The following is an 11,856-nucleotide window of genomic DNA, read 5'->3' as shown; positions in this document are numbered from 1 at the left end:
GAATGTTCCTCTTCCCGTCCATGAACTCCGCGAACAGATCCGCCGGCCCCGCAAAATGCTCATAATCGATCCCGTTCGGGATGATGTTGAAATACCCCGGAAAGTAGCGGCTCACCAACTTCACCGCCGCAGGCGAAACCGCAATCTTCCCCTCCAGCTTCCTGAACCAACGCCGCGTCAGCGGCGCCGTATACCCATAGAACCGGTTGCCGCCATCCTTCGCCGCGTGGAACGTCCCCACCGTCACCGCCTTCGAATACCGCAAAAAGTGGTACGGCAAGAGCGGCATCAACGGCTCGTGGAGGTGCACCACGTCGAACTGGTACTCCTGCAACACCCGCTTCACCTCGGGCGACTTCCACGCGAACGTAATCCGCGCCACCGAACCGCTCACCCGCATCGAAACCGGACGGCCCATCACGTGGATCTCCTCCCGCACCTTCGCCGGGTCCGATGCCGGAGCGAAGATCACCACCTCGTGCCCCCACTCCCGGAACGACTGCGCCAAATGGCGGATGTGCGTCTTCACCCCGCCCTCCACACACCAGTCATAGGGGCTCACCAACGCAATCCTCATCGCCGCACCCCCAACATCCCCGCCGCCTTCCGGGGCGTCGCCGAGTAGCCCCAAGCCAGCCCGAGCGCCAGCTTCCCCAGCGGCACCGCGCGCTGGCCGATGCACCGCGCCCTCACCTCGCCCGCCTCTAGCGCCCGCCGCAGCGCCTCCGCGCCCTCCCCCTCGAACTCCGTCCAACCGCTCCCCACATGCTCCAGATGGTGCGCATCCGAACTCCCCGTCGCCGGCAGCCGCCACCGCGTCGCGTTCAAGCGCGCCGCCTTCCCCGCCGTCAGCCTCCCCGCCGGGCTCGGGTTCCCCAGCTCGATAGCATCGAAATGCACACCAACCTCCCCACGCTCCCAGAGCGCGTCCAGCGTCCGCTGCCCGATCGAACGCGTCAGCCAGCTCAGCGGATGCGGCGCAATCGCAAGACCACCCGCATCGTGAATCATCGCGAGGGTCGATTCTACTCCCCGAAAGCTTGGAATATCCCGCTCCACGAAAAGCGCCAGCACATGCCCCTGCAGCGTCGTCACCTCCACACCCGGGACGACCTCGAATCGATACCCCCGTTTCGCCGCCAGCTCCCGTGCCACCAACCCCCCGCGCACATCCTCATGGTCGGTCACCGCGATCACGTCCAAGTCGGTACCGTGCTCCACGAACTCCAGCAACTGCTCCACCGTGCCGAAGCCGTCGCTCACCCGCGTATGGAGATGAAGATCAGCCTTCCCCACAGGCGTGCACCCTCCAGAAATCCTCCAGCACCGCCCACTGCCCCGGATCACGCCGCAAGTGCTGCTCCAAGAGCCCCGCGAACCGCTCCACCGCCTGCCGGATGTCCCTATCCGCATCCTCCGACGCCGCCACCCGAAACGGCTCCCCCACATCGATCCGGAACTGGTCGCCCCGCTTCCGCCTCGAAAAAATCGGAATCACCAACGCCCCCGTCCGCCGAGCCAACTCCCACGGACCGCGCGGCAAACGCACCGCCCTCCCGAACAGCTCCGTGCAGACCCCCGTATGCTGAATATCCCGGTCCCCCATCATCCCCACCACGCCCCCCGAGCGGAGCGCCTCGATACACGCCCTCACCCCCGCAAAATTCGCCTCCAAAAACGTCCCCCCGGCCGAAGAACGCAGCCGCAGCAAATACTCCGCCCAATCGCGCGGCTCCAGCCGCTCCACCAGCGCCACGAACGCCCGCCCCCGGTACGTCAGCGCCTGAATCGCCAGCTCCGCATTCCCCGTGTGAGCGCTCACCAACAGCACCGCCCCGTTCGTTCGGAGCAACTCCAGCCGCTCGCCGTGAAAAATCTCCAGGTGCTCCTCCTCGAACCGCGACATGTCCCGGTGCGGCAACGTCACCAGGTCCAGGTAATACGCCAACACATGCTGCAGCGCCCGTCGGCCCTCGCGCCGTGCCCGCCTCCGGTCCCCCTCACAGAGCGGCAGCAAATTGCGAATCACCCGTCGTCGGAGCGCCGGGTTCAACTCCCAGACCACCCGCGCCACCAAAGGCGCCAGCGCATAGAACGGCCCCGGTCGCCGCCCCGCCACATAGAACGCCACGCGCATCGTCAGCGCCCGGAGGCTCACCGGCCTCCCTCCGCCCACAGCTCACGGAACATGTACCACTGGTCCGGACGCTCCCGAATGAAACGCTCGTGCGCCTCCATCACCCGCTGCGTCAACGCCTCGACGCACCTAGGCCCCGCTTCCGCGCACGGCAGAATCGAAAAATCCCCCACCAACTCCATCGACCGACCGAGGCGGTCCAGCCGCCGAAACGCCACCGGAACCAGCGCCGCCCCCGTCGCCAGCGCCAGCCGTGCCGGCCCCGCAGGCACCTCCACCCGCTCCCCGAAAAACCGCACCGCCACCCCCTCACCTGGCACCGGACGGTCGATCAACAACGCCAGCAGCCCATTCCGCCGCAACACCCTCACCATCGACGGCCCAGCCCGCTCCAACCGAATCACCTGCATCCCCAGCCGCTCCCGGGTCCCCAGCACCAGCTCGTCCAGCCGCGGATCGCCCAACCCCTCCGCCACCACCGCCAACGGATACCCACGGGCCGCAGCCAACGCCGCCCCCGCATCCCAGTTGCCATAATGCATACACACGATCACCGCCCCCTTGCCCCGCTCCAACAGCCGGTCCAGCGCCGCGAACGCCGTCTCCCCCACCACCTGCGCCGGCAGCATCCCCCTCCCACCCAACCGCATGAAGTCCACCAAATACCGGAAATAGCCCGCCAGCGAAGCCCGCCCCACCCGATCGACCGCCCCTCGTTCCGCCGTCCCCAACACCCGCGCAAAATTCGCCCGCATCGCCCGCCGCCCACGCGGCCAAAGCCAGTAGGCCGCCTGACCCAGCCCCCCAGCGACCCAATACGCCACCGCCGCCGGCGTCCGCCCCACCGTCGCTTGGGCACCACGCCACGCCCAATACCTCAGCGCCCCCCCGCTCGGTCGTGACAGCGAGGTCGCCGCCAAGCGCGTTCGGCCAACCCCGGTGCTTTCCCCCATTCTCGCCCCAGTGTACCCGGCCGCCCCGTACACATCCCTTTACAATCCCGCCATGCAGCTCAAAGTCACCCACTACCACGTCGACCGAAGCGTCGCCACCATCACCCTGAACCGCCCCGAGCGCCTCAACGCCTGGACCGGTCGCATGCACACCGAATACCGCTGGTGCCTCCAACAGGCTGAAACCGACCCCGCCGTCCGCGTCATCGTCATCACCGGCGCCGGGCGCGGATTCTGCGCCGGCGCCGATGCACGCGCCCTCGAAGGCCACATCCAAAAAGGCAGCTACGACCCTGGCACCCCCGCCGACATCCCAAAGCCAGGATTCGGAGTCCGCCCCGAGTTCGATGCCGACTTCGCCTACCACTTCGGCCTCGCCAAGCCCACCATCGCCGCCATCAACGGCCCCGCCGCCGGCGTCGGCCTCGTCCTCGCTTGCTATTGCGACATCCGCTTCGCCGCCGCCGGCGCCAAACTCACCACCGCCCACGGCCGCCTTGGCCTCCCCGCCGAATACGGCCTCTCCTGGCTCCTCCCCCGCCTTATCGGCCTCGCCCCCGCCATGGAACTCCTCCTCTCCAGCCGAATCTTCCTCGCCGAAGAGGCCCACCGCCTCGGCCTCGTCCACCAGGTCCATCCCGCCCCCGAACTCATGCCCGCCGTCTACCACTACGCCCACCACCTCGCCCGCACCATCGCCCCCTCTTCCCTCCGCGAAACCCGCCGCCAAGTCTACGCCGACCTCCACCGCGACGTCGCCAGCAGCGTCGCCGACGCCCAACGCCTCCTCGACCAACTCGCCACCGGGCCCGACTTCCGCGAAGGCGTCGCCGCCCTCCTCCAGAAGCGCGAGCCCAACTTCCTCCCCCTCACCCCGTCGCGCACACCGCCGCCAGCGAACTGATCGCCGTAATCCGGCGCCCCTGCTGGATCTCGTCCAGGAACCCATCCGTACAGTAACCCACCGAAATCCCCGACACCGGATCGCACCACCCAATCTGTCCCCCCGCACCCCCGTGCCCGAACGCCCGCGGCGAACACGTCCGCCCGAACCCCCGCAGGTGCGAAAACCCATCGTCGCCCGCCACCTGCACCACCAGCGCCCGGTTCACCGGATAATCCAGAATCGGCACCCGGTGGAACTCCTTCGTCCGGACAACCGTCGCCCAGGCAATCGTCTCGGGCTTCAGAATACGCTTCCCGTTCGGCGCCTCCCCCCCATTCACCAGAGCCTGGTAGAACAGCGCCAGCTGCGCCGCACCCCCAATGCCCCCACCCCCGGGGACCCCCACAGCCCGCACCTCCGGCCGATTGAACTGCAAAATCGCCTCCGGCGTCACCTCCCCCCAACCCCCCGGCGGCGGCACCGGCGGCACCAAATAGCGAACATCCGCTACCCGCCCGTTCAACCCGGCCGGCAGCCCCAAAAACAAGTCCTGCAGCCCCGCACGCTCCAGAATGCGCTCCCGAACGTACGCACGAAAATCCATCCCCGTTCGCCGCTCGATAATCTCCGCCAACACCCAGTGCGCACTCGTCGCGTGATACTCGAACCGCGTCCCAGGCTCCCAGTTCAACCGCCACGACGCGAACCGCCGCAGCCTCGCCTCCCGGTCGTCCCAATCGAACGGAGAGAACGGCGCGTACGGAAACCCCCCAACATGAAGCATCACCTGCTCCACCGTAATCTGGCCCTTCCCATTCGTCCCGAACTCCGGAACGATGTCCGCCACCCGCTCCTCCACCCGCAAAAGCCCCTCCTCGCACAACGCCCACACCGCCGCCCCCACGATCGCCTTCGTGCAACTGAAGATCGAATACAACGTCTCGTTCGTCGCCGGGACCTCCTCCTCCGAACCCCCGTGCCGAACCGTCCCGAACGTCCGCACCCCCGCCAGTCGCCCATTCCGCGCCACCGCCACCTGCGCACTCCGCAACGTCCCGTCCTCCACATCCCGCCGCGCCCGCGCGAACACCGCCTCCAGCCGCTCGCTATCGATACCCACATCCTCCGGTCGCTTCGCAACATACCCTTCCAGCGCCATCGCTCAGCCCCTCCGGTCGAATCGCAGCGAAGCTTACGCCCACCATCCCCCATCCGCGAGCTGCCCTCAGCCAATCGCCAGCTACAATGCCACCAGGCCCCCGTAGCTCAGGGGATAGAGCAGGCGCCTTCTAAGCGCTTGGCCGCAGGTTCGAATCCTGCCGGGGGCGCCATACCTCCCGTACACTCACCCCAGCCTCCCCGTAGAACCCCCATGCAAATCTCCCCCTCCGTCCGCGCCCTCCTCGTCCCCGACGACAACCCGATGCACCCCGAGTTCACCTGCATCTACCTCGTCGGCAAACCCGGCCGCCAGGCCATCACCATCGACTCCGGCGAAGCCATCGACCGCTACCGCTGGTTCATCAAAGGCTACCTCGCCGCCGTCGCCCACGAAGAGATCGCCATCGCCGCCATCACCCACCACCACGCCGACCACTCCGGCAACCTTCAATGGGCCAAAGAAGCCCTCCGCGCCGAGATCGCCATCCCTGCCAACGCCCGCCCCCTCCTCAAAGGCCGCATCCCCCGCGACGTCACCACCCTCCGCGACGGCGACGTCCTCACCCTCGATGGCGGCGTCCGCGTGCAGGTACTCGCTACCCCCGGCCACTCCATCGACTCCCTTTGCTACTACCTCGAAGAAGAAGGCGTCCTCTTCACCGGCGACACCCTCCTCGGGAGCTCCACCACCACCGTCTGGGACCTCGCCAGCTACCGCCGCACCCTCCAGCGCCTCCTCCAACTCCCCAACCTCCGCGTCATCTGCCCCGGCCACGGCCGCATCGTCCACGACCCCCGCCAACGCCTCCAGATGTACATCGAACACCGCAACATGCGCGAGCGCCAAATTCTCCACCTCCTCGAAGGCGGAGGCGCACTCACCAGCTGGGAGATCATGCTCCAGCTCTACCCCGAAATCGACCCACGCCTCCGCCGCGCCGCCGACAACAACGTCCGCGCCCACCTCGCACAACTCGCAGCAGAAGGCCGCATCCGCGAATACCCCGGCGTCCCACGCCGCCCGCCCTCACCCCGCGCCATCCAGCGCGCCGAAGAGCACGCCCGCCAGCGCGACCTCCTCATCGCCCGCGCACGCCGCCTCGAAACCCAAAAACGCCGCCAAGAACTCCGCCGCCAAGAAAACCCGCCCACCACCGAGTGGAAAGAGCCGCCCCGCTACGAACTCATCGGAACCGCAAACGACGCAGCCCCCTAGTTCCCCGCCCGCGGCGTCCCCGTCCCTCCCTCGCCCCCACCTGCCGCCGTCGCCCTCGGCGTCGGTTTCGGCGTCGGCGTCGGCGTTTGCGTCGGCGTCGGCGTCGGCGTCAAAATTGGTTGCTCCCGCGGCGGCGGATTGAGCGGATCCAACACCAAAACCGGCGTCGTCACCAACACCAACTGAATCCGCTTCCCCGTCCGCTGGGCCACGAATGCCTGAATCGTCTCCGCATCGTCCAACGTCGCCGGCCGGTCCACCTGCGCCTCCACCCGCACCCGCCTGCTGCCATCGTCCCCCGAAGAATGCGTCACTCGCTCCACCGAACCGTTCGGAAAGAGATTCGAGACCGCCTCCCTCGCCGCCGTCGTAATCGCATCCGTCTCCCGCGCCTCCTGCACCGCCCGCGCCGTCAGCCCCGTCACCGCCAGCCCCACCACCACCACAGGCACCACGCTCAGCACCAGGCGCGGCCCCGGGTGCGTCGGCGACGTATGGTGGCGGACCCCGCTCAACAAAAACACGAATGCCCCAGCGCTCACGATCGCGCTCAAATTCGTCACGAACAGCAAAAGCGCCCCGCCCCACGTACCCCGGTCACCCAACGAAAGCCCAATACCCACCGTACACAACGGCGGCATCAGCGCCGTCGCAATCGCCACCCCTGGCAACGCCTCCGCCGCCCGCAACCGGACCAGCGCGAACGCCCCCGCGCCACCCCCCGCCAGGGCAATCCCCAAGTCCAGCGGGTTCGGCCGCGTCCGCGCCGCCACCTCCCCAGGAATCGTCTCCAGCACCGCGAACGGCGAAGCCCGGAGCAACTCCGCCAACACATACGACACCGCAACCGCCGTCACCACCCCCTCCGCCAACGCCCACATCGGCGCCACCGGCTCCCGCCGTGCTCCCCCCAACAACGCCAACGACAGCGCCATGATCGGGCCAAGCAACGGCGCCACCAGCATCGAACCAACCACCACCGCCGGCGAATCAGCCAACAACCCCAGCGTCGCAATCACACACGAAAACCACACCAACAAGCGAAACCGCAGATCCGGCCGCCCTGCCCGGAAAATCTCGGCCCGCAACCGGCCCTTCGGCAGCCGCTCATGATTCGGCATCGCCCACGAGTTTCGCGCATCCAACCCCTTCAGTCGTCCCCCCAATCGCTGATGCCTGCCCCTCCCCCTGCCGATACCTCCCGGTGAAAACCCGCGAAAACCACCACCGGAGCGGCCCCCATGCTCAAAGGCGAACGCACCATCCTCCGACCCATGCGCCGCGACTACCTCGACCGCCTCCTCGAATTCCACAACGACGTCGAACTCCAACTCCTCGGCGGCGAAGACATCCCCCTCCCGCTCACCCCCGAACACCTCGCCCAGCGCTTCGAACACCTCCACACCGGGCAAAGCCCCCAACCCTCATGGTTCGCCATCGAAGTCCAAGGCGGAAAAATCATCGGCCACTGCATGCTTCGCAACATCGACGAAGCCGCCCGCACCGCCGAACTCCGCATCACCATCGGCGACCGCGACTACCTCGGTCGCAAATACGGGCGCGACGTCGTCCGCCTCCTCGTCAAATACGCCTTCCGCCTCCGCAACCTCCGGAAAATCTGGCTCGCCGTCCCCGCATCCAACGAACGCGCCCGCCGCTGCTTCACCGCCTCCGGATTCACCATCGAAGGCATCCAGCGAGCCCACACCTGGGTCGACGGGCGCTACGATGACCGCATCCTCATGGCCACCTTCCGCGAACCCCTCGAAGAGCCACCAGCGCCCCCGTCACCCCCAACCCAAGAGGCCCAGCCCCATGCCCAGAATGTCCCCTGAAACCCTCGCCGAGTTCCTCCAGCTCCCCACCGTCGGCGTCATCGCCACCCTCCGCCGCAACGGCATGCCCTACACCGTCCCCGTCTGGTGGCTCCACCGCGACGACGGCATCTGGATCACCGGCACCTACAACCGCGTCTGGTGCAAACACCTCCTCCGCGACCCACGAGCATCCCTCTGCATCGAATCCGGCCCACCACTCGTCGGCCACGTCGAATTCGACGGCACCGTCACCCCCTTCGAACTCCCCGCCTTCGACATCTGGCCCATCTCCCGCCTCCTCGCCGAAAAATACGTCGGCCGCGGCGACCCCGCCAACGCCCCCGCCGTCGAAGCATTCTTCACCAACATGCAGACCGAACCTCGCCTCCTCTTCCGCCTCCAGCCCCAAGTCACCCGCGCCATCGACATGCGCGTCTACCGCGGCAAACGCGCCGACCGCGAATTCCAACAGCGCCGCACCCAGGGCCAGTAACCCCACCGGCGGGCAATTCCCTTCCTCGCCCCCCTCAGGTACGATCCAAAGACCCTGGAACAGCGCCGCACACCCGGCACCGGAGAAGCATGGCCAACGACGTCGCCCGCCGCCTCGCCATCAGCGTCCAGCCCGTCCCCAAGCAGGACCCCGAAGAGCGCAAACGCAACTTCGAAGAAACCTACCTCGGGTTCGACCTCAACGCCGCCCGCATCGAAGCCTCCCGCTGCATCCAGTGCCCCTCCGCGCCCTGCCAAGAAGCCTGCCCCGTCCACAACGACATCCCCGGCGCCCTCGCCCTCCTCGAAACCGGCGACATCCTCGGCGCCGCCGACAAATTCCGCGAAACCTCCAACCTCCCCGAAATGTGCGGCCGCCTCTGCCCCCAAGAAAAACTCTGCGAAGGCGCCTGCGTCGTCGGCTTCGCCATCCGCCCCGACGGCCGCCAAGAACCCCCAGTCACCATCGGCAAACTCGAAGCCTTCTGCACCGACTACCAGCGCCAACAGCTCGGCGGCTACCCCATGCCCCGCTACATGCCCGAACCGACCGGCTTCAAAGTCGCCGTCATCGGCTCCGGCCCCGCCGGCCTCGCCGTCGCCGAACAACTCGCCGACAAAGGGCACAGCATCACCGTCTACGAATACTGGCCCGAGCCCGGCGGCGTCCTCGTCTACGGCATCCCCAACTTCAAAATGCGCAAAAACATCGTCGACGAATACATCGCCCACCTCGAGGCCATGGGCGTCACCTTCATCTGCAACACCTACGTCGGCCGCGACATCACCATCGACGAACTCTTCCAGCAGGGCTTCCACGCCGTCTTCATCGGCACCGGCGCCGGCGTCGGCAACGAAATGGGCATCGAAGGCGAAGACCTCGAAGGCGTCTACAGCGCCACCGAATTCCTCGTCCGTGGCAACCTCGCACCCGAACTGCTCCCCGAACGCCTCCGCAGCCCCCTCCCCCGAATGCACGACGTCGTCGTGATCGGCGGCGGCGATACCTCCATGGACTGCGTCCGCACCGCCGTTCGCCTCGGCGCCGAAAACGTCACCTGCGTCTACCGCCGAACCGAAGCCGAAATGCTCGGCCGCGCCGAAGAGCGCAAAAACGCCCGAGAAGAAGGCGTCCGCTTCGAAATGCTCACCCTCCCCACCCGCATCCTCGGCAACGAACACGGCCGCGTACGAGCCGTCGAATGCCAACGCATGCAGCTCGGCGAACCCGACGAATCCGGCCGCCGCCGCCCAATACCCGTCCCAGGCAGCGAATTCCTCATCCCCGCAGATACCGTCGTCATCGCCATCGGCTACGGCGCCGACCCCGTCGTCCCCCAGACTACCTCCGGCATCCGCACCGACCGCAAAGCCCTCATCCAGGTCGACGAAAAAGGCCGAACCACCCGCCCCGGCGTCTTCGCCGGCGGCGACAACGTCAACGGCGCCGACCTCGTCGTCACCGCCCTCGCCGACGGACGCCGCGCCGCCGAGGCCATCCACGAATACCTCATGACCCTCCCGGCGGCCCGCCGCTGAGCCACACGTATTACACACCGTTTACATAGCCTCCCTGCGCAAAACCCCGCCCCCGTTCGATCTTCATAAGTGACATCGCACGGGGCTCACCATGAACAAACCGCCCGTCCTCAACGCCTTCCTCCTGCCCGCCCAGGAGTCCGCCGAGCTCGGGTCGGTCGAAGCACCCCTCGCCGTTCGCCTTCTGCGCCCGGCCTCCTTCGCCGTCTGGCTCCTCGTCTTCTGCGTCCAGGCCCAAACCGTCATCGCCCGCGGCGGCGGAACCAACTGGTTCGTCCTCGCCTTCACCACCATCCTCTTCGCCGCCGTCCACCTCCAATTCTGGTACGAAGAATCCGAACAAGGGCGCCGCTTCCACCGCGCCCTCGACCGCCTCCGCGGCCGCATCTACGAAGACCAAATCACCAACCTCCCCAACAGCCGCCACTTCGTCTTCGAACTCCGCCGCCAAATGATGCGCTCCGTCCGCAGCGGCCGCGGCTTCTCCCTCGTCCTCACCGACCTCATCGGCTTCGAAACCCTCACCAACCCCGAGACCGGTTTCCTCCCCACCGTCGGCCGCGCCCTCCGACACGCCGTCGGCGAAGGCGACTTCGTCGCCCACCTCCAGGGCCCCATCTTCGCCGCCATCATCGCCGACGACCGCCTCGCCACCGCCGCCATGAAAGCCGACGCCATCCTTCCCGCCATCGCCTCCGCCATCCCCAACGACCGCGCCACCCGCCTCACCCCCGTCGTATCCCTCACCGGCTACGAAGGCGAACTCGAAGTCCGCGACTTCCTCCGCCGCGCCCAGCGCGACCTCGTCGCCGCCCGCAACGCCGACCCCACCGCCCGAATCGCCGCCACCGCCTCCCAGCCACACCGCCCCGGCCACCCCTCCGACCCGCCCCACCCCGCCGTCGCCTGACCCCCGCGCCACCCACACCACCGACACCGTACATTTCATAACGAAGCAGCGAACCTAAACCTTCCCCGCTCACCCAGCCCCCTCGCCTTTACACCCGACCACCCCGCTCCGTACGTTCCTGCCGAAATGCACCGTCGAGCGGATCCCGCGCGGCGCCCCACCCACCCATCGGCTCCCCTCCTGCTTACCGCCGGGCTGATCGCTGCCCTGCTCCTCCCGGCCTACCTCCATAGCCCCACCCGTTCCGCCAGCGCCAACCTCCTCGCCAACCCCACCTTCGACCCCGCCACCATCGAAGACGATTGGCACCCCGATGGGCTCGCCATCGAAGGCACACAACTCCGCCTCACCGCCGGAATCGGACGCGTCCAGCAATACGTCGATGCCGTTCCCGGCGCCCGTTACGACGCCTCCGCCACCCTCTCCTCCGCCCAGGGCGTCACGGCCCAACTCCTCCTCGAGTTCTGGAACACCAGCGGACCCATTTCCGCCGCCACCGTCGTCTCCCCAGTTACCGCGGTCGGAGCATCCGACACGACCCTCGCCGCCTCCACTCCCTCCGCGCCCCCCGGAACCATCCTCGCCCGCTTCGTCATCGAAGTCCGCGGCGCCACCGGAACCTCCGTACGCTTCTCCACCGCCTCGCTCACCCAATCACCCGGCACCCCCACCCCCACCCCGACACCGACACCGACCCCCAGCGCTACCCCGACCCCTACCCACACGCCCATCCCCGGCGACCAGC

12 protein-coding genes, 1 tRNA gene and 1 pseudogene are annotated in these 11,856 nt (G+C 67.8%); 8 read left to right on the top strand and 6 right to left on the bottom strand.

All coding sequences use genetic code 11. From position 1 onward, the window contains the following. The 4 genes from VAE53_RS00560 to VAE53_RS00545 all read right to left on the bottom strand — a co-directional run. Window positions 1–577: glycosyltransferase family 4 protein (locus VAE53_RS00560; protein ID WP_322817404.1), on the bottom strand; the 577-nt coding region annotated here is incomplete at its 3' end. After that, entirely contained in the window at window positions 574–1,296 is a 723-nt protein-coding gene (locus VAE53_RS00555; RefSeq protein ID WP_322817403.1) for a PHP-associated domain-containing protein, read from the bottom strand. The genes VAE53_RS00555 and VAE53_RS00560, both read right to left, overlap by 4 nt. Next, window positions 1,283–2,158 (bottom strand): lysophospholipid acyltransferase family protein, encoded by an 876-nt coding sequence (locus VAE53_RS00550; protein ID WP_322817402.1) that lies wholly within the window; start codon window positions 2,156–2,158, stop codon window positions 1,283–1,285. Before VAE53_RS00550 ends, VAE53_RS00555 begins: the two co-directional genes overlap by 14 nt. After that, a complete protein-coding gene (locus VAE53_RS00545) occupies window positions 2,155–3,090 on the bottom strand; it encodes a lysophospholipid acyltransferase family protein (protein WP_322817401.1) in 936 nt (311 codons plus the stop codon). Before VAE53_RS00545 ends, VAE53_RS00550 begins: the two co-directional genes overlap by 4 nt. Window positions 3,091–3,142: 52 nt before the next feature. On the opposite strand from VAE53_RS00545, the gene VAE53_RS00540 reads away from it, so the two are divergent. After that, a complete protein-coding gene (locus VAE53_RS00540; protein ID WP_322817400.1) occupies window positions 3,143–3,994 on the top strand; it encodes an enoyl-CoA hydratase-related protein in 852 nt (283 codons plus the stop codon). Here VAE53_RS00540 and VAE53_RS00535 read toward each other — a convergent pair. Next, entirely contained in the window at window positions 3,960–5,135 is a 1,176-nt protein-coding gene (locus VAE53_RS00535; protein ID WP_322817399.1) for a serine hydrolase domain-containing protein, read from the bottom strand. The two genes, VAE53_RS00540 and VAE53_RS00535, sit on opposite strands and share 35 nt — an antisense overlap. A 96-nt stretch (window positions 5,136–5,231) precedes the next feature. Between VAE53_RS00535 and VAE53_RS00530 the strand changes: the two genes are divergently transcribed. Together VAE53_RS00530 and VAE53_RS00525 are read left to right on the top strand one after the other, a co-directional pair. Next, a tRNA-Arg gene (locus VAE53_RS00530) sits at window positions 5,232–5,307 on the top strand. Window positions 5,308–5,348: 41 nt separating this feature from the next. Beyond that, complete coding sequence (locus tag VAE53_RS00525; protein WP_322817398.1) at window positions 5,349–6,353, top strand: MBL fold metallo-hydrolase; 1,005 nt, start codon at window positions 5,349–5,351, stop codon at window positions 6,351–6,353. Here VAE53_RS00525 and VAE53_RS00520 read toward each other — a convergent pair. After that, window positions 6,350–7,474, bottom strand: a complete 1,125-nt coding sequence (locus VAE53_RS00520; RefSeq protein ID WP_322817397.1) for a DUF389 domain-containing protein — start codon at window positions 7,472–7,474, stop codon at window positions 6,350–6,352. The genes VAE53_RS00525 and VAE53_RS00520 overlap by 4 nt on opposite strands. Before the next feature lie 120 nt (window positions 7,475–7,594). Between VAE53_RS00520 and VAE53_RS00515 the strand changes: the two genes are divergently transcribed. The 5 genes and pseudogenes from VAE53_RS00515 to VAE53_RS00495 all read left to right on the top strand — a co-directional run. Further along, a complete protein-coding gene (locus VAE53_RS00515; protein WP_322817396.1) occupies window positions 7,595–8,188 on the top strand; it encodes a GNAT family N-acetyltransferase in 594 nt (197 codons plus the stop codon). Next, window positions 8,178–8,663: a pyridoxamine 5'-phosphate oxidase family protein gene (locus tag VAE53_RS00510; protein WP_322817395.1), complete on the top strand. Its 486-nt coding sequence runs from the start codon at window positions 8,178–8,180 to the stop codon at window positions 8,661–8,663. The genes VAE53_RS00515 and VAE53_RS00510 overlap by 11 nt, the downstream gene beginning before the upstream one ends. Window positions 8,664–8,752: 89 nt before the next feature. Continuing rightward, window positions 8,753–10,201, top strand: a complete 1,449-nt coding sequence (gene gltA / locus VAE53_RS00505; RefSeq protein ID WP_322817394.1) for an NADPH-dependent glutamate synthase — start codon at window positions 8,753–8,755, stop codon at window positions 10,199–10,201. Between the two features lie 91 nt (window positions 10,202–10,292). Continuing rightward, the gene (locus tag VAE53_RS00500; protein ID WP_322817393.1) at window positions 10,293–11,111 is read left to right on the top strand and encodes a GGDEF domain-containing protein; all 819 of its coding nucleotides are present in this window, start codon (window positions 10,293–10,295) and stop codon (window positions 11,109–11,111) included. Between the two features lie 126 nt (window positions 11,112–11,237). Further along, window positions 11,238–11,856: pseudogene (locus VAE53_RS00495) on the top strand (hypothetical protein); the annotation flags it as partial.

It is taken from the genome of Tepidiforma sp., assembly GCF_034432735.1.
Taxonomy (GTDB): domain Bacteria; phylum Chloroflexota; class Dehalococcoidia; order Tepidiformales; family Tepidiformaceae; genus Tepidiforma.
The sequence above is the reverse complement of the archived record's forward strand: the minus strand, read 5'-3'. Positions and strand labels throughout refer to the sequence as shown.